This window comes from Pseudomonas umsongensis, from assembly GCF_002236105.1.
GTDB lineage: Bacteria > Pseudomonadota > Gammaproteobacteria > Pseudomonadales > Pseudomonadaceae > Aquipseudomonas > Aquipseudomonas umsongensis.
The window spans coordinates 65,766-84,979 of record NZ_NIWU01000010.1 but is presented as its reverse complement, the minus strand read 5'-3'; the positions used below and the strand labels follow the sequence as shown (position 1 = coordinate 84,979).

The following is a 19,214-nucleotide window of genomic DNA, read 5'->3' as shown; positions in this document are numbered from 1 at the left end:
AGGTCGGGATACCGCCTACCAGGCCAATAGATATCGAGTAGTTGTTCTGAATCTGACGAAGTAGGACAATTGCCGGCTTCACGTCACCACCAGCGACTTTGAATGGCCTTCCTTGCACTCGGTATTAACCACAAGACTGCTTCAGTAGACGTCCGCGAGCGCGTGGCCTTTACCCCTGAACAGCTGGTCGAGGCCTTGCAGCAGCTCTGCCGACTCACCGACAGCCGCGAAGCTGCGATCCTCTCCACCTGCAATCGCAGTGAACTCTATATAGAGCAGGATCACCTGTCGGCGGATACCGTGTTGCGCTGGCTGGCCGAATATCATCATTTGAGCCTCGATGAGCTGCGTGCGAGTGCTTATGTGCACGAAGACGATGCGGCAGTTCGTCACATGATGCGAGTCGCTTCCGGGCTTGATTCGCTGGTGTTGGGCGAGCCGCAGATCCTCGGCCAGATGAAGTCGGCCTACGCCGTGGCTCGCGAGGCCGGCACCGTCGGACCGTTGCTCGGGCGCTTGTTCCAGGCGACGTTCAATGCGGCCAAGCAAGTGCGCACCGACACCGCCATCGGCGAGAACCCGGTGTCCGTGGCGTTTGCCGCGGTCAGCCTGGCCAAACAGATCTTCAGTGACCTGCAACGTAGCCAGGCCTTGCTGATCGGTGCCGGCGAGACCATTACACTGGTCGCCCGTCATCTGCACGACCTGGGCGTGAAACGTATCGTGGTGGCCAACCGCACGCTGGAGCGCGCGAGTATTCTGGCCGAGCAGTTTGGCGCCCATGCGGTGCTGCTATCGGACATTCCGGCAGAGTTGGTGCGCAGCGACATTGTCATCAGTTCCACGGCGAGCCAGTTGCCGATCCTTGGCAAGGGCGCCGTTGAAAGCGCCCTGAAACTGCGCAAGCACAAACCGATCTTCATGGTCGATATTGCCGTGCCACGGGATATCGAGCCAGAAGTCGGCGAGTTGGACGACGTATACCTCTACAGCGTCGACGATCTCCACGAAGTGGTCGCCGAGAACCTCAAGAGTCGCCAGGGTGCAGCCCAGGCGGCCGAAGAGATGGTCTCGGTGGGCGCCGAAGACTTCATGGTGCGCCTGCGTGAGTTGGCGGCGGTGGACGTGCTCAAGGCCTATCGTCAACAGAGCGAACGCTTGCGCGACGAAGAATTGCAAAAGGCCCAGCGCCTGCTGGCCAATGGCAGCAGCCCCGAGGAGGTGCTGGTGCAACTGGCGCGCGGCCTGACCAATAAACTCTTGCACGCACCGAGCGTGCAGTTGAAAAAGCTCTCTGCCGAAGGTCGCCTCGATGCGCTGGCGATGGCCCAGGAACTCTTTGCCCTCGGTGAGGGCTCATCGGATAGCTTTTCGGATAAGAAACCGCAATGAAAGCGTCACTGCTCAATAAGCTGGACATCCTCCAGGACCGTTTCGAGGAATTGACCGCCTTGCTTGGCGATGGCGAGGTCATTTCCGATCAAAACAAGTTCCGTGCCTATTCCAAGGAATACGCGGAAGTCGAGCCGATCGTCGAAACCTACAAACAGTTGCTCAAGGTGCAGGGCGACCTCGAAGGCGCCCAGGCGCTGCTCAAGGATAGCGACCCGGACATGCGGGAGATGGCCGTGGAAGAAGTCCGCGAAGCCAAGGAGCGCCTGGTCGAGCTCGAAGCCAACCTGCAACGCATGTTGCTGCCCAAGGACCCGAATGACGGGCGCAACGTATTCCTCGAAATCCGCGCCGGCACCGGCGGTGACGAGGCGGCGATTTTCTCTGGCGACTTGTTCCGCATGTACTCGCGTTACGCCGAGCGTCGCGGCTGGCGGGTGGAGATCCTCTCGGAAAACGAGGGTGAACACGGCGGCTATAAGGAAGTGATTGCGCGAGTCGAAGGCGACAACGTCTATGGCAAGCTGAAGTTCGAGTCCGGCGCCCACCGCGTGCAACGGGTGCCGGCGACCGAGTCCCAGGGACGCATCCACACGTCGGCCTGCACCGTGGCGGTGTTGCCCGAGCCGGACGAGCAGGAAGCGATCGAGATCAACCCGGCAGACCTGCGCATCGATACCTACCGCTCCTCCGGTGCGGGCGGTCAGCACGTGAACAAGACCGATTCGGCGATCCGCATCACACACTTGCCGTCCGGTATTGTCGTGGAGTGCCAGGAAGAGCGTTCGCAGCACAAGAACCGTGCGCGGGCGATGTCCTGGCTGTCGGCCAAGCTCAATGACCAGCAAACCAGTGCCGCCGCCAATGCCATCGCCAGTGAGCGCAAGCTGCTGGTGGGCTCGGGGGACCGCTCCGAACGTATCCGTACCTACAACTTTGCCCAGGGCCGGGTGACCGACCACCGGGTGAACCTGACGCTGTATTCGCTCGACGAAATCCTCGCCGGGGGCGTCGATGCCGTGATCGAGCCGTTGCTGGCCGAGTACCAGGCCGATCAACTGGCCGCGATAGGTGAGTAAATGACGATCATTGCCAGTTTGTTGCGTGCAGCCGATCTGCCCGACTCGCCCACGGCGCGCCTGGATGCCGAACTGTTGCTGGCGGCTGCGCTGGGCAAGTCCCGCAGCTTCCTGCACACCTGGCCGGAACGCATCGTGCCGAGCGAAGCGGCGTTGACCTTCGCCGAGTATTTGCAGCGCCGCCGCAGCGGTGAACCGGTGGCGTACATTCTTGGCCAGCAAGGTTTCTGGAAGCTCGACCTGGAAGTTGCGCCGCACACGCTGATCCCGCGGCCAGACACCGAGTTGCTGGTGGAGGCCGCGTTGGAGCTGTTGCCGGCCACCCCCGCCAACGTACTCGACCTGGGCACTGGCAGTGGCGCGATTGCCTTGGCCCTGGCCAGCGAGCGTCCGGCCTGGAGCGTCACTGCCGTGGATCGCGTGCTGGAAGCCGTAGCCCTGGCCGAACGCAATCGCCAACGCCTGCATCTGAATAACGCCAAGGTACTGAGCAGCCATTGGTTCAGCGCCCTGGAAGGTCAACGTTTTCAACTGATCATCAGTAACCCGCCCTACATTGCAGCCACCGACCCGCACCTGGTCGAGGGCGATGTGCGTTTTGAACCGGCCAGCGCCCTGGTGGCCGGTGTCGACGGGCTTGATGATCTGCGTCTGATCGTCGCCCAGGCGCCGGACCATCTCGACACGGGCGGCTGGCTGATGCTCGAGCATGGTTACGATCAGGCCGAGGCCGTCCGCGATTTGCTGTTGACCCGCGGTTTCGAGCAAGTTCACAGCCGCACCGATCTGGGCGGTCACCAACGCATCAGTCTGGGGCGCCTGCCGTGCTGAATGATCAGGAGTTGCTGCGTTACAGTCGGCAGATTCTGCTGCAACACATCGATATCGACGGCCAGTTGCGGCTCAAGGACAGCCGAGTATTGATCGTCGGCCTCGGTGGCCTTGGTGCGCCGGTGGCGCTGTACCTCGCCGCCGCAGGGGTTGGCGAATTACATCTGGCGGATTTCGACACGGTCGACCTGACCAACCTGCAGCGCCAGATCATTCACGACACCGACAGCGTCGGCATGGGCAAAGTCGATTCGGCAATCAAGCGCCTGACGGCGATCAACCCCGAAATCCGCTTGATCGCTCATCGTGCAGCACTCGATGAAGATTCCCTGGCCGCTACTGTCGCCGCCGTAGACCTGGTCCTCGATTGCTCGGACAATTTCTCCACCCGTGAAGCGGTCAACGCGGCTTGCGTGAGCGCCAGCAAGCCGCTGGTCAGTGGTGCGGCGATTCGCCTTGAAGGGCAGTTGTCGGTGTTCGATCCGCGTCGAGCAGAAAGCCCGTGCTACCACTGTCTATATGGGCACGGCAGCGAAGCTGAATTGACCTGCAGTGAGGCCGGGGTGGTCGGGCCGTTGGTGGGACTGGTCGGCAGCCTGCAAGCGCTTGAAGCGTTGAAGTTGCTGGCCGGATTCGGCGAGCCGCTGGTAGGGCGCCTGCTGCTGATCGACGCCTTGGGTTCGCGCTTTCGCGAATTGCGAGTCAAGCGAGATCCGGGTTGCAGCGTCTGTGGGCCCAAGCATGCGTGAAGCGCCGATTGGCGTATTCGACTCCGGTGTCGGCGGGCTTTCGGTGCTAGCCGAGATCCAGCGTTTGTTGCCTGACGAATCCCTGTTGTATGTCGCCGATTGCGGGAACATTCCCTACGGCGAGAAAACCCCGGAATTTATCCAGCAGCGTTGCAGCGTCATGGCCGAGTTTTTTCAACGCCAGGGCGCCAAGGCCCTTGTCCTGGCCTGCAACACCGCCACTGTCGCCGGTGTTGCCGACTTGCGTCGCGATTACCCGCAATGGCCCATCGTCGGCATGGAGCCCGCCGTCAAGCCGGCCGCTGCCGCTACCCGCAGTGGCGTGGTCGGCGTGCTGGCCACGACGGGAACCCTGCAGAGCGCCAAGTTCGCCGCGTTGCTCGACCGCTTCGCCACCGACGTTCGAGTGATCACCCAACCTTGCCCGGGGTTGGTCGAGTTGATCGAAAAAGGCGACTTGCACAGTCCCGTCCTGCACCAGCTGCTGGAGCGTTACGTCCGGCCGCTGCTTGCCGAGGGTGCCGACACCATCATCCTGGGCTGCACCCATTACCCTTTCCTCAAGCCCTTGCTCAAACAGATGATCCCCGACGACATCAGCCTGATCGATACAGGTGCGGCGGTTGCGCGTCAGCTTCAGCGCTTGCTCGCCGAGCGCGAATTACTGGCCGCCGGGCCTGCTCGTGCTGCGCAATTCTGGACGAGCGCCGATCCTGTTCATTTCACAAATATATTGCCGATACTGTGGAATAACGCTGGTGTTGTGCGAAGCTTTGAAGAGTAAGCAAATTCTGGGCAGAGGAAGAATTTGGGCTGAACTTCTGAATAACCGTCGACTTCTATAGCTGTGAACGTAGATCAATAAAATACCGAACGTAATCGTTGGGATAAGGATGTTTCTATGAAGCGACTATTTTGTTTGGCCGCGATTGCGGCTGCATTGATGGGGCACAGTTTCACTTCGCAAGCAGCAGGCGTGGAGTTCGGAGTCGGTCAGACCGGCGAATCAACCATGACTTATCGATTGGGCATGCAATTCGATTGGGACAAGAGTTGGTGGCAGAGCGACGTGGGTCGTTTAACCGGTTACTGGAGCGGCGCCTACACCTATTGGGATGGCGACGAGACCACCAGCAATCACAGCCTTTCATTTTCGCCAGTGTTTGTTTACGAGTTCGCCGGTCAGAGCGTTAAGCCTTACGTCGAGCTCGGGTTTGGCGTGGCGGTGTTCGCCAGTACTGAAGTCGAAAGCAATGAACTGGGCAGCGCGTTTCAGTTCGAGGATCGCTTAGGTGTGGGCCTGCGCTTTGCCGGTGGGCATGAAGTCGGAGTTCGCGCGACGCACTATTCCAATGCCGGGATTACCAGCCCGAACGATGGTATAGAAAGTTACGCGCTGCATTACACGATGCCGTTGTAAGGATCAATGTCTGAGCAACATACCCTGTGGGAGCTAGCCTGCTGGCTCCCACATTGAGTTTCAGCGATACGCCGTCGAAATCCCTTGGCGCTCTTCGATGCATTCCGCCGCCCCCATCTCGAATTCCCTGCAGATCAGCGGGCGTTTTTCGTAGATGGTGCACATCATCGTGTTGCGATCCAGCGCGGCACACCAGCCGTCGTCCAGGCGCAACATGACCTCTCCACCCCAGTCATCGGTGTCGATGAATCGCTCGGGCACGCCGGTATCGGTGATCAGCATGACTTCGAGCTGGCAGCAGCAGGCTGCACAAGTCGAGCAGGTCACCGCGGGGGTGGCGATTTGTAGGTGAGGGATGTTTTTCATGGCGCGCAGTGTAAGGCAGTCAGCCGGCACCGTGTGAAAGCTCTGACGGACGCTCAGTCGCTGGCATCCGCTGCAAGTCTTTCGATCACAACTGATCCATGATTGGCGGGCTGCTGCGAACCATGCGTTTGCCAATCGCCAGCTTCGTCCGGTCGAGCATTTTCGGTAGCGGCCATAGGGTGGACATGAGCATCCCCGGCAGCGCGATCTCCAGTGGTCGGCTCCTGATTTCGTGGAAGATGTGCTGCGCAGCTTTCCCTGCCTTCCAGGAGAGTGGCATGGGTAAATCATTTTTCCCGTTCAGTGTCGTCTGGACGAACCCGGGATTGACCATTGTGACTTCGATCCCTTCCGGTGCGAGGTCGATGCGCAGGGATTCGAACAGGTAACGCATCCCGGCTTTCGAGCCGCGATAAGTTTCGGCGCGGGGCAGTGGCAGGTAAGTCACCGAGCTGGCCAGGCCCACCAGGTGCGGTGCGGTACCAGCGCGCAGCAATGGCAACGCGGCTTCGATGCAGAAGCTGCTGGCGAGCAGGTTGGTGCGCACCACATGCTCGATGATCGAGGCGTCGAACTGCTTGCCATCGACGTATTCGCAGGTGCCGGCGTTAAGGATCACGGTGTCCAGAGAGCCCCAGTCCCGAGCAATCCGTTCGCCGATTTCACGTACTGTCTGGCTGTTGGTCAAGTCACCAGCGACCACCAATACTTTTCCGGGGTAACGCAGGGACAAGACTTTCAGTGGGGCCAGCGAGCGGGCGCTAACAGCCAGGTGGGCGCCGCTCTTGAGTATTTCTTCAGCCAGCGCGGCGCCAATGCCGTTACTCGCACCGGTCAACCAGTATCGTCGTGGAGGGGTAAGATTCATCCCATTCTCCTTTGCAGAAAGCCAGTCGCCCGGCCAAATTCCATCTGGTGTTCATAGAGACGCTGCAGGAGGTTATTCATGGAGGCTCCCGGCAGTCTGCCGCGACGGCAGATTCTTGAAGGCAGCCAGGGCGCGGGCGCGGGAGGTGCTCAGGTCGACGATCGGCGCCGGATAACCTGCCACGCCGAACAAACCGCCAAGATGCGCCGGGTTATGCACAGCCTTTTTATCGAGCCCCGACAGTTGCGGGAGCCAGTGCTTGATGAACAAGCCTTCGGCGTCGAATTTTTCCGACTGGCTCGGCGGGTTGAAGATACGGAAATAAGGCGCCGAATCGGTGCCGGTGGACGAACTCCATTGCCAGCCGCCGTTGTTCGCGGCCAGGTCGCCGTCGATCAGGTGGCGCATGAAAAAGCGTTCGCCCTCGCGCCAGTCGATCAGCAGGTTCTTGGTCAGGAACATCGCCACCACCATGCGCAGGCGATTGTGCATCCAGCCGGTTTCCAGCAGTTGGCGCATGGCTGCGTCGATGATCGGCAAACCGGTGCGGCCCTGCTGCCAGGCGGCCAGTTCTTCAGGGGCGTTGCGCCACGCCAGGGCTTCGGTTTCCGGGCGAAAGGCACGGTGACGAGAAACCCGCGGGTAGCCCACCAGGATGTGTTTGTAGAACTCGCGCCACAGCAGTTCATTGATCCAGGTGATGGCGCCGACCTTGCCGCTTTCGAACTCGCCCTGGTTGCTTTGCAGCGCGGCATGCAGGCACTGGCGGGGCGAAATCACCCCGGCGGCCAGATAGGCCGAGAGCTGGCTGGTGCCGGGTTTTGCCGGAAAGTCGCGCTCGCTCTGGTAGTAGTCGATCTGTATGTCGGTAAAACTGTCGAGACGGCGCCGGGCTTCGTCTTCACCGGCCGGCCACAGCTCACGCAGGCTCTCCGGGGGGGCGTCGAACCCTTCGACCTGCGTCGGGATGGCGTCGCTGGCAATATTCAGTGCGGTTTGCGCCAGTGGTGTGCGTACCAGACTGGGCAGTGAATGATGCAGTCGTTCATAACAGACTTTGCGGAACTGACTGAAGACCTGAAAGTAACTACCGGTTTTGGTCAGCACACTGCCGGGCTTGAATAGCAGTTGGTCGAGATAGTCATGGACCTCGATGCCTTCGGCTTTCAGGGCCTGGGCTACCACTGCATCGCGGCGGGTTTCGTGGATGCCGTATTCCTCGTTGAGATGCACCGCATCGATCTGCAATTGCCGGCACAACTCGAGCAGCACTGCCGGTGCGTCATCCCAGCGTGGGGCATGGCGGATCAGCAGGGGAATGTTCAACTGGCCCAGCGCACCACTCAACGCCTGCAGGTTGCGCAGCCAGAAGTCCACTTTGCAGGGGGCATCATCATGTTCGCGCCATTGCTCCGGGCTCAATAGATACACCGCCACGGTCGGGCCACGGGCTGCCGCGGCCGAGAGGGCGGTGTTGTCATGCAGGCGCAGGTCGCTGCGCAGCCAGATCAATTGCATTGTTGTGTTCGCCCGTTTCATTGAACAAACGCCATTAGATGAGCCCCCGTTGAACGAGTGCCTGGTGCGCCGCCAAGGGGCTGTCGGCCAGGTACAGGTCACTGATTTCGGAAGTTATTGCGCACAACTCGGTGTGGTGGATGCACACCGTCGCTCCGACGATCATTTTTGGGCAACTGAGGCTGTTTAAAAGTTTCGGCAATGTTGAAAGTTTTATGGCTTTGCTGGAATAAAGCAGCACGCCCCGTGCTTGCAGAAGATCGACAGCCAGCGCAAGTTCACCGGCGGGCAATGGCCAGTCAAACACTTGCACCGGGCAATCGGCACTGCTGATCAACCAGGCCGTGAGCCACACGTGAGGTTCGAGTGGCAGATCCGATTGATTGATCAGCAGCAGTGGCGCGCCGTGTAACTGGCGGTTGTTGTGGTAGAGGCGCGCGCCAAATTTGCTTCTGAGCCAGGAGTAAAAAAATCCTCGCTCCATTTGCGTGCCGAACTGGCCTTGCCAGCGTTGTTCCAGCTCCGCCAGCAGGGGCATGAGTAACTGCTCGCACAGGGTGCGCGGCGGGTACAACGCCATGGCTTGGTTGATGGTGTCGTCCAGGGGGCGTTCGGTCAGCTGCGTGACGGCGGTGAACAGGGTATTGCGCAACACTTGCCAATCGTTTTCAACGAGTTCGCTGAAAGCCTGCGGCGTGTCGAGCAGTTGCTTGACCTGGCTGACGGCCACGCCGCGGTTGAGCCAGGTGAGAATCGTCAGAATACGTTGGACATGTTCAGCCGAGAACAGCCGGTGCCCCTTGGGCGTGCGGTGCGGCACGATCAGGCCGTAGCGACGTTCCCAGGCTCGCAGTGTCACGGCGTTCACCCCAGTCTGCCGGGCAACTTCGCGAATCGGCAGCCAGCCATCATCCAGGGCCTTCTTGAAGTCGGCACCAAAGTCTTCGCTGGCGCTGCTGTCGAGTCGGGATTTCATTAGATTGCATTTCGCAGGCTGAGATTTTCCGGGTGGGGTTGCAGGTACGCCTGCTGATCGATGTACGGGTCGGGATGCTGGCGAAAGTGATGCTTGAGCAACGTCAGCGGCACCACCAGCGGCACGATGCCTTGGCGGTATTGCCCGATGAGGTTTTGCACCTCTTTCTTGTCCTCGGCGCTGATGGCTTTTTTCAGGTAACCGCAGAGGTGCTGCAAGACATTGGTGTGGGTGCGGCGGGTTGCGCATTGCTTCAGGGCCGCCATCAACAGGCTGAAGTAGCGTGGTCCGAGCTCTTTCGGGTCGGTCTGCCCCATGTTGCCCAGCAAATTGCCGAGCGTTTTGTATTGCACCGGGTTGTGGGCCATCAGCAGGTACTTGTAGCGCGAGTGAAATGTTGTCAATCCACGGCGACTCAGGCCTTCGTGCAACAACTGTTGCCAGGCGCTGTAGGCGAATACACGGGTGATAAAGTTTTCTCGCAACACCGGGTCGTTCAGCCGACCGTCTTCTTCCACCGGCAAGTCTCCTTGCTGGGCACAGAACGCTTGGGCGTAGATGCCCCGGCCACCACCCTTCTGCGGTGCGCCATTGACGTGGTAGACCTTGACCCGCTCCAGGCCGCAGGAAGGGGATTGCTGCATGAAGATGTAACCGCAGATATCGTCAAGTTCCGCCGCCATGTGCCGACCATAGTCCGCCAGCGGCCGGGTAACGTTGATCTCGCGGTCGACAGTGCCGACGGCCTGAGGTGCATCCGCATCCCCTACCAGGCGGATTGGCTGGCGCGGGGTGCCCAGGCCGATGGCGACTTCAGGGCAGATCGGGACGAAATCGAAATAGTCGCTGAGGACCTGGATGCACAGGCGAGAAGCCTTGTGCCCGCCGTTGTAGCGCACGTCAAAACCCATCAGGCAGGCGCTGATGGCGATTTTCGGTTTGGCAGGGGGCAGGGGCATCGAACACCTCGGAATCTAAACCTGTACAGAGCTGAAAGTCTGTACAACATAGGTTCATCATAGATTCAAAGGTGTACAAGTCAAACTGTTTGTACAGGATTGTTGGCGGCTCCTACGGTTACCAGCCTTCAACTCGGTCTAATGCAGTTCACTGCAAGTGTGCATGCAAGCGTCGGGCAGCTTCCTGGCCGCTGAGCCAAGCACCTTCGACGCGTCCGGAAAGGCACCAGTCGCCGCACGCATACAGGCCCAGGTCCGCATCAGCCAGGGTGCCCCACTCATGGCTGCTGGCAGGGCGGGCATAGAGCCAGCGGTGGGCCAGGCTGAAGCTGGGTGCGGGCATGGCATCGTGCAAGAGCTCGGCGAACGCGCCGTGCAATTGCTCGATCACTGCTTCTTTGGGCAAGTCGATATGCTGGCGACTCCAGGCACTGTTGGCGTGCAGCACCCAGGTGTCGAGGGTGTTGTCGCGCCCTGGTTTGCTGCGATTACGAGCCAGCCAGTCAATCGGACTGTCCTGCACGAAGCAGCCTTCCATTGGTGTTTCCAGGGGGGTCTCGAACGCCAGTGCAACGGCCCAGGTAGGGTCCATTTTTACCCCGGCGGCGGCGCCAGCGAGTTTTGGCGCGGAGGCCAGCAGCGCGGTTGCCTGGGGTGCCGGGGTGGCGATGACCACATGGCTGAACGGACCATGGGTGAAGCCTTCGGCATCCTGCAGGTGCCAGTGTTCTTCGCCGCGATACACCTCGGTGATCCGGCAGGCGAAATGCACTTCCAGGTCGCCCAGCAGGGATCGGGTGATGGCGCTCATCCGCGGGGTGCCAACCCAGCGCGTCTGCTCGTCCGGCGACAGATCGAGCCGGCCACCATGGAAGGTGTATAGCTGCGGTGTCCATTCGGCGACCCAGCCACGGGCCTGCCAGCGCTGGACTTCGGTGACAAAACGACGGTCGCGGGCGGTGAAATATTGCGCGCCCATGTCCAGGGCACCCGCATCGCTGCGCTTGCTCGACATGCGTCCGCCACTGCCGCGGCTTTTATCGAAAAGTTGCACGACATACCCCAGGTCGGTCAGGGCTTGTGCGGCTGAGAGTCCGGCAATGCCGGTGCCGATGATTGCGATAGGTACAGTCATAAGGGCCTCGTTTACCTGTCTGTACAGACTACGCCGGGGTTGAAACCTGTACAATATTGTTTTTTGGTATAACTTTCAGCGTTCTCGTTCTGACAGCTTGGCCTATTGTTAAACACAGAGCCTACCCGATACCAAAAGATCCCTTGCTTATAAAAATAGACTAGTGATCAGGGTAAAACGCCACGCGAGGAAGAAGTCATGCACATATTGCTGACCGGCGGTACTGGTTTGATAGGACGTCAGCTCTGCCGGCACTGGTTGAGTCAAGGACATCGTCTTACGGTCTGGAGCCGCACGCCTGCAAAGGTCGCCAAGATCTGCGGCGCCCAAGTGCGCGGCATCGGGCGGCTTGAAGAAATCGGACAAGACCCGCTCGACGCCATCGTCAATCTGGCCGGTGCCCCCATTGCCGATCGCCCATGGACCCACAAACGCAAAGCCCTATTGTGGAGTAGCCGCATCACCCTGACTGAAACCCTGCTGGCATGGCTCGAAAGTCGTGAACAGAAGCCGCCGGTCCTGATTTCTGGGTCCGCGGTCGGTTGGTATGGCGATGGCGGTGAGCGCGAACTGACTGAGGACTCACCACCGGTCATCGATGATTTTGCCAGTCAGTTATGCATTGCCTGGGAGGAAACTGCCCAGCGCGCCGAAGGTTTGGGTATTCGCGTGATTTTCATTCGTACCGGGCTGGTGTTGTCTGCAGAGGGCGGCTTTTTGTCGCGCCTGTTGATACCGTTCAAACTGGGACTGGGCGGGCCTATCGGCAGTGGCCGGCAGTGGATGCCGTGGATCCATATCAACGATCAGATCGCCCTGATTGATTTTCTTCTGCACCGGCAAAGCGCCAGTGGTCCTTATAATGCCTGCGCGCCCAAACCGGTGCGCAACCGAGAATTCGCCAAGACGTTGGGCAGCGTGCTGCATCGCCCGACGTTCATGCCCATGCCGGCCCTGGTATTAAAGGTAGGCCTGGGTGAATTGTCATTGTTGTTGCTGGGCGGCCAGAAGGCAGTACCGACTCGCTTGCTGGAAGCGGGATTCACTTTCCAGTTCACTGATTTGCGCGCGGCCCTGGACGACCTTTCCAGCCGCCTTTGAAATAGGACGTTGCATGACCGATCACGCGTTGCTTCTGGTCAACCTGGGCTCACCAGCCTCCACTTCGGTGGCGGATGTGCGCAGTTACCTCAATCAATTTTTGATGGACCCGTATGTGATCGACCTGCCATGGCCGGTGCGACGCTTGCTGGTTTCGCTGATCCTGATCAAGCGTCCCGAACAGTCGGCGCATGCCTACGCATCGATCTGGTGGGACGAGGGATCGCCGCTGGTGGTGCTCAGCCGTCGCCTGCAGCAGGCCATGACTGAGCAGTGGCATCACGGCCCGGTGGAATTGGCGATGCGTTATGGCGAGCCATCGATTGAATCGACGTTGGTACGCCTGGCGGCCCAGGGTCACAGGAAGATCACTCTCGCACCCCTTTATCCACAGTTCGCCGACAGCACCGTGACCACGGTGATCGAGGAGGCCAAGCGAGTGGTGCGCGAGAAGCGGCTGGATGTGCAGTTTTCGATTCTCCAGCCGTTCTACGATCAACCGGAATACCTCAACGCGCTGGTGGCCAGCGCCAAGCCGTATTTGCTGCAGGGTTACGATCACCTGTTGTTGAGCTTCCATGGATTACCGGAGCGGCACCTGAGCAAGATCGACCCTACCGGTCACCATTGCTTCAAAAGCGCTGATTGCTGCCAGACCGCTTCGCCAGAAGTATTGGCGACCTGCTACCGCGCCCAATGCCTGCGCACGGCATCCGAATTCGCCAAGCGCATGGGATTGCCGGATGGCAAATGGTCGGTGTCGTTCCAGTCGCGCCTTGGGCGCGCCAAGTGGATTGAACCCTACACCGAGGCTCGCCTGGATGAGCTTGGCAAAAGCGGCGTGAAAAAGGTGCTGGTGATGTGCCCGGCGTTCGTGGCCGATTGCATCGAGACGCTGGAAGAAATCGGTGATCGGGGGCTGGAGCAGTTCCGCGAAGCGGGAGGGGAGGAGTTGGTGCTGGTGCCGTGCCTCAACGATGATCCGCAGTGGGCGAAGGCGTTGAGTGCGTTGTGCGAACGAGCACCGCTGGTGCTTTAAAAGCTTCGCGAGCAGGCTCGCTCCCACAATAGATCTCCTCTGTGGGAGCGAGCCTGCTCGCGAAAGCTATTTCATCGACGGTGATGAACTCAAGCCATTACAACAGCGGATCTTGCGCCTTCTTGTGCTTCCAGCTGTCATTGCCCGGCAGGATCAGGTTCAGCGCAATCGCCACCACCGCGCACAGCGCGATGCCTTTGAGGCCGAAATCGTCCGGGCCAGTGCCCGTGCCGACCAGCACGCCGCCAATACCGAACACCAGCGTCACCGAGACGATCACCAGGTTGCGTGCTTCACCCAGGTCGATCTTGTGGCGAATCAGGGTGTTCATCCCCACGGCCGCAATCGAGCCGAACAACAGGCAAAGAATCCCGCCCATCACGGGTACCGGAATGCTTTGCAGCAGCGCACCGAATTTGCCGATGAACGCCAGGCTAATGGCGAAGATCGCCGCCCAGGTCATGATTTTCGGATTGTAGTTCTTGGTCAGCATCACCGCGCCCGTCACTTCGGCATAGGTGGTGTTGGGCGGACCGCCGAACAGGCCGGCGGCGGTGGTGGCAATGCCATCGCCCAACAGGGTGCGATGCAGGCCAGGCTTCTTCAGGTAATCGCGACCGGTCACGCTACCCACGGCGATCACGCCGCCAATGTGCTCGATGGCTGGGGCCAGGGCTACCGGAACGATGAACAGGATCGCCTGCCAGTTGAATTCTGGCGCGGTGAAGTGGGGAATGGCGAACCATGGTGCAGCGGCAATTTTCGCGGTATCGACCACGCCAAAGTAGAACGACATGGCAAACCCGACGAAGACGCCGGAAATGATCGGCACCAGGCGGAAAATGCCTTTGCCGAACACTGCGACGATCAAGGTGGTCAGCAACGCCGGCATCGAGATCAGCATCGCCGTCTGGTAATGAATCAGTTCACTACCGTCACCGGCCTTGCCCATCGCCATGTTGGCGGCGATCGGCGCCATTGCCAGGCCGATGGAGATGATCACCGGGCCAATCACCACCGGTGGCAGCAGGCGATCGATGAAGCCGGTGCCTTTGATTTTCACTGCCAGGCCGAGGAACGTATAGACAAAACCGGCCGCCATCACGCCGCCCATCGTCGCAGCGAGGCCGAATTGGCCCTTGGCGAGAATGATCGGAGTAATGAACGCGAAGCTCGATGCCAGGAACACCGGCACCTGGCGCCCGGTGACGACCTGGAACAGAATCGTCCCCAGGCCTGCGGTGAACAGTGCCACGTTGGGGTCGAGCCCCGTGATCAGCGGCATCAACACCAGGGCGCCGAAGGCCACGAACAGCATCTGGGCGCCAGACAGCACCGTGCGCCAGAGCGGATCGTTGAACTCTTGCTGCATGCTCACGCGTCCTTCTGCTTGGTGCCGAAGATCTTGTCGCCAGCATCGCCCAGGCCCGGGATGATGTAACCGTGTTCGTTGAGTTTCTGGTCAATGGACGCGGTGTAGATGATCACGTCCGGGTGAGCTTTCTCGACCACGGCGATACCTTCTGGTGCAGCGACAAGGACCATGGCGCGAATGTCCTTGCAACCGGCTTTTTTCAGCAGGTCGATGGTGGCAACCATCGAGCCGCCGGTGGCGAGCATCGGGTCGATGATCATTGCCAGGCGTTCGTCGATTTCCGGCACCAGCTTCTCGAGGTAGGTGTGGGCTTCGAGGGTTTCCTCGTTGCGGGCCACGCCCACGGCGCTGACTTTGGCGCCCGGGATCAGGCTCAGCACGCCTTCGAGCATGCCGATACCGGCACGCAGGATCGGCACGACGGTAATTTTCTTGCCGGCGATTTTCTCGACCGACACGGTGCCGCACCAACCTTCGATATCGTAGGTTTCCAACGGCAGGTCTTTGGTGGCTTCATAGGTCAGCAGGGCGCCGACTTCCTGAGCGAGCTCGCGGAAATTCTTCGTGCTGATGTCTGCGCGGCGCATTAGGCCAAGTTTGTGACGGATCAGCGGGTGGCGGATCTCGAGGATGGGCATGGGAAAGGCTCCGGCGGCGGGCAAAAAAACCGGGCTAGATTAATCTATCCGAGGGTGATGTCCTATAGACATAGAGTACGTTAGTCCACAATCGCTTGATCTGGCCTCACTTGATGCGTACCTTTGCCGACTTTTCCGAAACTGCCCCCCCTGGAGAGCGCCATGTCCGCTGATCTCGAGCATATCCGTCAAATCATGCGAGAGGCTGACTGCCTGTACACCGAAGCTGAAGTCGAGGCGGCCATCGCCCGCGTCGGTGCACAAATCAACGAACAATTGGCGGACAGCAATCCGGTGGTGTTCTGCGTGATGAACGGCGGGTTGATTTTCTCCGGCAAACTGCTCACCCATCTGCAATTCCCGCTGGAAGCCTCCTACCTGCACGCCACCCGCTATCGCAACGAAACCAGCGGCGGCGAGCTGTTCTGGAAAGCCAAGCCTGAAGTGTCGTTCATCGACCGTGACGTGCTGATCATCGACGATATCCTTGACGAAGGTCACACCCTGGGTGCCATCATCGACTTCTGCAAGCACGCTGGCGCGCGTAAAGTGCACACTGCCGTGCTGATCGACAAAGACCACGACCGCAAGGCTCGTCCGGACCTGAAGGCGGATTTCGTCGGTTTGCCTTGCATCGACCGTTACATCTTCGGCTACGGCATGGACTACAAAGGCTACTGGCGCAACGCCAACGGGATTTTTGCCGTTAAAGGAATGTAAGACATGACCTCGCCTCGCTTTCTTGACCACACCCTGTTCGCCGAATTGGCCGAGAAAGCGGCGGCCAACCCTCGTGGACGCCAGCATCACAACTTCCACCAGATGGAAGACGCCTGCCATCGCATGGCCGTGGGCTTGCAACCCTCGACGTATATCCCGCCTCATCGGCACCTGGGCGACAACAAGGCTGAAACCTTGCTGGTGCTCAAGGGGCGGCTGGGCGTATTGATCTTCGATGAGTCGGGCGCAGTCCTGAGCAAGACGGTGCTGCAGGCCGGTGGCGACTGTGTCGGCGTGGATTTGCCTACGGGCGTGTTCCACGGGCTGGTGGTGCTCGAAGCCGATAGCCTGATGTTCGAGTGCAAGGCGGGTCCCTATCGCCCGGTGGGCGAAGGTGAACTGGCGCACTGGGCGCCACGTGAAGGCGAACCCGGTGTTGCCGAGTATCAGGCCTGGATGCGCGCACAGTTCGATTGATCACTTGGAGCTTTTCATGAACCTGTTGATCCGTTGCTGCGCCGCCCTGTTGCTGACCCTCAGCCTGCCCCTGGCCGCCGCCCCCGCGCCCATGCACGCTCAATTCCTGCCGCCGGATGACTTGGCCCTGCGTGATGCGCAACCAGAGCAGCAACAACTGCTGCAAGTCACCGAGTATTCGGTGGTGGTCGGCAGTCAGCGTCAGTCCAGCCAGCAGCCGATCCCCGTCACTTCGCCGTTGCTGATCCGCCTCAAGGGCAAATCCTTGAACAAGGGGGCGACCATCAGTCAGGTGCTGGTCAATTTCGATGGCGAAAGCAAAAGCCTGAAAAAACCGCTCTACGACGACAAGAGCAAGACGCTGACGCTTTATTACCCGCAGGCTCAATACCGGGTGATCATGGATTTGTTGCGCAACGACACGGTGTATTGCCAGTTTCTCAGCTATGCCAACGGCCACATCTGGGCCGATCTGCACACCGGGGCTGTTCGTCCGCGTTGAGCCAGGCGCCCGCGCAGGGGTAAACTGCCCGCCCCGTGAAATGTCTGCGAGCTGGAGTCGGCAATGCGTAAAGATAAGAAACAAGTGATTGGTGACGAGATCGGCGATGAGCAGATCAAGTTGTTCCTCGATTTCGAACCGGTCGACGCGACTTCTCCGTCCCTGCACAAGCTGATCAAGGCGTACCGTGGTCTGCGGATCGACGACTTCGAGCGTTTCCTGACGTTCTTTGTCGAGGCCGGTTATGACGTGAACGGCAAGGACGAGCATGGCAAAACCTTCATTGCACTGATCCAGGATCAGCGCAATGCACAGGATTACATCGAGCTGATCGAAAAGGCCCGTCGCTGATCTATCTGTGGCGAACCGAACACCTGTGGCGAGGGGATTTATCCCCGCTGGGTCGCGCAGCGGCCCTGAAAAATGGGACTGCTGCGCAGTCCAGCGGGGATAAATCCCCTCGCCACAAAGTCAGGTGGAACAGCGATATTCGTTTCATCCGACATAAAAAAAACGCCCCGCCATCAATGATGGACGGGGCGTTTTTCATGGGGCCGAATCAAGCGTAGCTTTCAGTCTCGCTGCTGGCTTCAACCAGTTCCAGGGCGACGTTGTTCTGCGTGTTGATCTTGCGATACAGCGCTGCGTCGGTTTCCAGGACTTTCTCCCGCGCCGGGAAGATCTCTGCCAGCTTGGCAGCCCATTCACCCTTGGCTTTGCCCGGGAAGCATTTTTCGATCAGTTCCAACATGATCGAAACCGTCACCGACGCACCTGGCGAGGCGCCGAGCAGGGCGGCAAGGGAGCCGTCCTTGGCCGCGACCAGTTCGGTACCGAATTGCAGGACGCCGCCTTTTTTCGGGTCTTTCTTGATGATCTGCACCCGTTGGCCGGCCACTTCCAGGCGCCAGTCTTCGGCTTTCGCTTCAGGGTAGAAGCGACGCAGGGACTCCAGGCGCTGCTCCATCGACTGCATCACTTCGCTGACCAGGTACTTGGTCAGGTCCATGTTGTTTTTCGCCACCGCCAGCATCGGGCCGATGTTGCCAGCGCGAACCGACATCGGCAGGTCCATGAAGGAGCCGTGCTTGAGGAACTTGGTGGTGAAACCGGCGTATGGTCCAAACAGCAGGGATTTCTTGCCGTCGACGACGCGGGTGTCCAGGTGTGGGACGGACATCGGTGGCGAGCCCACGGCAGCCTGGCTGTAGACCTTGGCCTGGTGATGCTTGACCACTTCCGGGTTGTCGCAACGCAGCCATTGGCCACTGATGGGGAAGCCGCCGAAGCCTTTGCTCTCTTCGATGCCCGAAGCCTGCAACAGCGGCAATGCCGCGCCACCTGCACCGAGGAAGACGAACTTGGCGTCGACTTCACGGCTGTTGCCGCTGTTGACGTCCTTGATGCTCACGGTCCAGCCGCCGTTGTTGCGCTTGAGGCCGGTTACGCGCTTGCAGTACTTGACCTGGGCATCGGGAGCGCTGGTCAGGTGCTTGAGCAGCTGGTTGGTCAGGGCGCCGAAGTTGACGTCGGTACCGTTGATCACGCGAGTGGCCGCAAGAACTTCGCCAGGATCGCGCCCCGGCATCATCAGCGGCATCCACTCGGCCATCGTGGCCTTGTCTTCGGTATATTCCATGTCGGCGAAGGCGTGGTGCTTATGCAGCACGTTGAAGCGTTCCTTGAGGAACGACACGCCGCTCTCGCCCTGCACGAAACTCAGGTGTGGCACCGGGCTGATGAACGATTTGCACGAGCCGAACGTGCCTTTCTTGGTCAGGTATGACCAGAATTGCTTCGACACCTCGAACTGGGTGTTGATGTGCACGGCTTTCTTGATGTCGACGGTGCCATCGGCAGCCTGCGGCGTGTAGTTCAGTTCGCACAGGCCGGCGTGACCGGTACCGGCGTTGTTCCACGGGTTGGAACTCTCCGCGGCACCGGAATCCATCAGCTCGACGACTTCCAGCTTGATCGCGGGGTCGAGCTCTTTGAGCAGTACCGCGAGGGTGGCGCTCATGATGCCGGCCCCTACCAGTACTACGTCGACTGCTTCGTTATGCGCCATT

21 protein-coding genes are annotated in these 19,214 nt (G+C 59.9%); 12 read left to right on the top strand and 9 right to left on the bottom strand.

All coding sequences use genetic code 11. The annotated features are described in order from the left end of the window. Window positions 1-102: 102 nt before the first annotated feature. From hemA to PSUM_RS29945, 6 genes are all read left to right on the top strand, one after another. On the top strand, window positions 103-1,392 hold the full coding sequence (gene hemA / locus PSUM_RS29970) for a glutamyl-tRNA reductase (RefSeq protein WP_033044017.1): 1,290 nt from the start codon (window positions 103-105) through the stop codon (window positions 1,390-1,392). Then, window positions 1,389-2,471, top strand: coding sequence for a peptide chain release factor 1 (gene prfA, locus PSUM_RS29965; RefSeq protein WP_020799741.1), 1,083 nt, complete (start codon window positions 1,389-1,391; stop codon window positions 2,469-2,471). Before hemA ends, prfA begins: the two co-directional genes overlap by 4 nt. After that, entirely contained in the window at window positions 2,472-3,302 is an 831-nt protein-coding gene (gene prmC / locus PSUM_RS29960) for a peptide chain release factor N(5)-glutamine methyltransferase (protein WP_083349750.1), read from the top strand. Continuing rightward, window positions 3,296-4,051, top strand: coding sequence for a molybdopterin-synthase adenylyltransferase MoeB (locus PSUM_RS29955; RefSeq protein ID WP_020799743.1), 756 nt, complete (start codon window positions 3,296-3,298; stop codon window positions 4,049-4,051). Before prmC ends, PSUM_RS29955 begins: the two co-directional genes overlap by 7 nt. Then, complete coding sequence (murI, locus tag PSUM_RS29950; RefSeq protein ID WP_083349749.1) at window positions 4,044-4,835, top strand: glutamate racemase; 792 nt, start codon at window positions 4,044-4,046, stop codon at window positions 4,833-4,835. The genes PSUM_RS29955 and murI overlap by 8 nt, the downstream gene beginning before the upstream one ends. A 117-nt stretch (window positions 4,836-4,952) precedes the next feature. Further along, complete coding sequence (locus tag PSUM_RS29945) at window positions 4,953-5,471, top strand: acyloxyacyl hydrolase (RefSeq protein ID WP_083349748.1); 519 nt, start codon at window positions 4,953-4,955, stop codon at window positions 5,469-5,471. A 60-nt stretch (window positions 5,472-5,531) separates the two neighbouring features. On the opposite strand, the gene PSUM_RS29940 is transcribed toward PSUM_RS29945, so the two are convergent. From PSUM_RS29940 to PSUM_RS29915, 6 genes are all read right to left on the bottom strand, one after another. Beyond that, the gene (locus PSUM_RS29940) at window positions 5,532-5,837 is read right to left on the bottom strand and encodes a YkgJ family cysteine cluster protein (RefSeq protein WP_033044015.1); all 306 of its coding nucleotides are present in this window, start codon (window positions 5,835-5,837) and stop codon (window positions 5,532-5,534) included. Between the two features lie 85 nt (window positions 5,838-5,922). Further along, window positions 5,923-6,705, bottom strand: a complete 783-nt coding sequence (locus tag PSUM_RS29935; RefSeq protein ID WP_020799748.1) for an SDR family NAD(P)-dependent oxidoreductase — start codon at window positions 6,703-6,705, stop codon at window positions 5,923-5,925. A 72-nt stretch (window positions 6,706-6,777) separates the two neighbouring features. Next, complete coding sequence (gene phrB / locus PSUM_RS29930; RefSeq protein ID WP_083349747.1) at window positions 6,778-8,223, bottom strand: deoxyribodipyrimidine photo-lyase; 1,446 nt, start codon at window positions 8,221-8,223, stop codon at window positions 6,778-6,780. Between the two features lie 34 nt (window positions 8,224-8,257). Continuing rightward, on the bottom strand, window positions 8,258-9,199 hold the full coding sequence (locus tag PSUM_RS29925) for a MerR family transcriptional regulator (protein ID WP_033044013.1): 942 nt from the start codon (window positions 9,197-9,199) through the stop codon (window positions 8,258-8,260). Further along, window positions 9,199-10,158: a YbgA family protein gene (locus tag PSUM_RS29920; RefSeq protein WP_083349746.1), complete on the bottom strand. Its 960-nt coding sequence runs from the start codon at window positions 10,156-10,158 to the stop codon at window positions 9,199-9,201. Before PSUM_RS29920 ends, PSUM_RS29925 begins: the two co-directional genes overlap by 1 nt. A 148-nt stretch (window positions 10,159-10,306) precedes the next feature. Further along, window positions 10,307-11,293, bottom strand: coding sequence for an NAD(P)/FAD-dependent oxidoreductase (locus tag PSUM_RS29915; RefSeq protein WP_020799752.1), 987 nt, complete (start codon window positions 11,291-11,293; stop codon window positions 10,307-10,309). A 198-nt stretch (window positions 11,294-11,491) separates the two neighbouring features. Between PSUM_RS29915 and PSUM_RS29910 the strand changes: the two genes are divergently transcribed. Further along, window positions 11,492-12,394, top strand: coding sequence for a TIGR01777 family oxidoreductase (locus tag PSUM_RS29910; protein WP_083349745.1), 903 nt, complete (start codon window positions 11,492-11,494; stop codon window positions 12,392-12,394). 13 nt (window positions 12,395-12,407) lie between these two features. Then, on the top strand, window positions 12,408-13,433 hold the full coding sequence (hemH, locus tag PSUM_RS29905; protein ID WP_020799755.1) for a ferrochelatase: 1,026 nt from the start codon (window positions 12,408-12,410) through the stop codon (window positions 13,431-13,433). A gap of 97 nt (window positions 13,434-13,530) precedes the next feature. On the opposite strand, the gene PSUM_RS29900 is transcribed toward hemH, so the two are convergent. Both PSUM_RS29900 and upp read right to left on the bottom strand, forming a co-directional pair. Further along, window positions 13,531-14,805, bottom strand: a complete 1,275-nt coding sequence (locus tag PSUM_RS29900; RefSeq protein WP_020799756.1) for a uracil-xanthine permease family protein — start codon at window positions 14,803-14,805, stop codon at window positions 13,531-13,533. 2 nt (window positions 14,806-14,807) lie between these two features. Next, complete coding sequence (gene upp, locus PSUM_RS29895) at window positions 14,808-15,446, bottom strand: uracil phosphoribosyltransferase (RefSeq protein ID WP_008060213.1); 639 nt, start codon at window positions 15,444-15,446, stop codon at window positions 14,808-14,810. Window positions 15,447-15,608: 162 nt separating this feature from the next. Between upp and PSUM_RS29890 the strand changes: the two genes are divergently transcribed. The 4 genes from PSUM_RS29890 to PSUM_RS29875 all read left to right on the top strand — a co-directional run bounded on the left by PSUM_RS29890 (window position 15,609) and on the right by PSUM_RS29875 (window position 17,496). Beyond that, window positions 15,609-16,166 (top strand): hypoxanthine-guanine phosphoribosyltransferase, encoded by a 558-nt coding sequence (locus tag PSUM_RS29890; protein ID WP_020799757.1) that lies wholly within the window; start codon window positions 15,609-15,611, stop codon window positions 16,164-16,166. A gap of 3 nt (window positions 16,167-16,169) precedes the next feature. Beyond that, window positions 16,170-16,643 carry a WbuC family cupin fold metalloprotein gene (locus tag PSUM_RS29885; RefSeq protein WP_020799759.1) on the top strand — a complete coding sequence of 158 codons (474 nt, stop codon included), beginning with the start codon at window positions 16,170-16,172 and terminating at the stop codon, window positions 16,641-16,643. A gap of 16 nt (window positions 16,644-16,659) precedes the next feature. Continuing rightward, a complete protein-coding gene (locus PSUM_RS29880; protein WP_020799760.1) occupies window positions 16,660-17,145 on the top strand; it encodes a hypothetical protein in 486 nt (161 codons plus the stop codon). A 63-nt stretch (window positions 17,146-17,208) separates the two neighbouring features. Beyond that, window positions 17,209-17,496 carry a PA4642 family protein gene (locus tag PSUM_RS29875; RefSeq protein ID WP_083349744.1) on the top strand — a complete coding sequence of 96 codons (288 nt, stop codon included), beginning with the start codon at window positions 17,209-17,211 and terminating at the stop codon, window positions 17,494-17,496. Window positions 17,497-17,704: 208 nt separating this feature from the next. Here PSUM_RS29875 and mqo read toward each other — a convergent pair whose 3' ends face one another. Continuing rightward, entirely contained in the window at window positions 17,705-19,213 is a 1,509-nt protein-coding gene (gene mqo / locus PSUM_RS29870; protein WP_020799762.1) for a malate dehydrogenase (quinone), read from the bottom strand. Window position 19,214: the final 1 nt, after the last annotated feature.

Bases quoted from the DNA above. Each gene is read 5' to 3' on its own strand.
- PSUM_RS29925 (WP_033044013.1), bottom strand. From the start codon at position 9,199: ATGAAATCCCGACTCGACAGCAGCGCCAGCGAAGACTTTGGTGCCGAC.
- hemH (WP_020799755.1), top strand. From the start codon at position 12,408: ATGACCGATCACGCGTTGCTTCTGGTCAACCTGGGCTCACCAGCCTCC.
- PSUM_RS29880 (WP_020799760.1), top strand. From the start codon at position 16,660: ATGAACCTGTTGATCCGTTGCTGCGCCGCCCTGTTGCTGACCCTCAGC.
- PSUM_RS29875 (WP_083349744.1), top strand. From the start codon at position 17,209: ATGCGTAAAGATAAGAAACAAGTGATTGGTGACGAGATCGGCGATGAG.
- murI (WP_083349749.1), top strand. From the start codon at position 4,044: ATGCGTGAAGCGCCGATTGGCGTATTCGACTCCGGTGTCGGCGGGCTT.
- PSUM_RS29935 (WP_020799748.1), bottom strand. From the start codon at position 6,705: ATGAATCTTACCCCTCCACGACGATACTGGTTGACCGGTGCGAGTAAC.
- upp (WP_008060213.1), bottom strand. From the start codon at position 15,446: ATGCCCATCCTCGAGATCCGCCACCCGCTGATCCGTCACAAACTTGGC.
- PSUM_RS29910 (WP_083349745.1), top strand. From the start codon at position 11,492: ATGCACATATTGCTGACCGGCGGTACTGGTTTGATAGGACGTCAGCTC.
- PSUM_RS29890 (WP_020799757.1), top strand. From the start codon at position 15,609: ATGTCCGCTGATCTCGAGCATATCCGTCAAATCATGCGAGAGGCTGAC.
- prfA (WP_020799741.1), top strand. From the start codon at position 1,389: ATGAAAGCGTCACTGCTCAATAAGCTGGACATCCTCCAGGACCGTTTC.
- PSUM_RS29940 (WP_033044015.1), bottom strand. From the start codon at position 5,837: ATGAAAAACATCCCTCACCTACAAATCGCCACCCCCGCGGTGACCTGC.
- PSUM_RS29945 (WP_083349748.1), top strand. From the start codon at position 4,953: ATGAAGCGACTATTTTGTTTGGCCGCGATTGCGGCTGCATTGATGGGG.
- hemA (WP_033044017.1), top strand. From the start codon at position 103: ATGGCCTTCCTTGCACTCGGTATTAACCACAAGACTGCTTCAGTAGAC.
- phrB (WP_083349747.1), bottom strand. From the start codon at position 8,223: ATGCAATTGATCTGGCTGCGCAGCGACCTGCGCCTGCATGACAACACC.
- PSUM_RS29915 (WP_020799752.1), bottom strand. From the start codon at position 11,293: ATGACTGTACCTATCGCAATCATCGGCACCGGCATTGCCGGACTCTCA.
- PSUM_RS29920 (WP_083349746.1), bottom strand. From the start codon at position 10,158: ATGCCCCTGCCCCCTGCCAAACCGAAAATCGCCATCAGCGCCTGCCTG.
- mqo (WP_020799762.1), bottom strand. From the start codon at position 19,213: ATGGCGCATAACGAAGCAGTCGACGTAGTACTGGTAGGGGCCGGCATC.
- prmC (WP_083349750.1), top strand. From the start codon at position 2,472: ATGACGATCATTGCCAGTTTGTTGCGTGCAGCCGATCTGCCCGACTCG.
- PSUM_RS29885 (WP_020799759.1), top strand. From the start codon at position 16,170: ATGACCTCGCCTCGCTTTCTTGACCACACCCTGTTCGCCGAATTGGCC.
- PSUM_RS29900 (WP_020799756.1), bottom strand. From the start codon at position 14,805: ATGCAGCAAGAGTTCAACGATCCGCTCTGGCGCACGGTGCTGTCTGGC.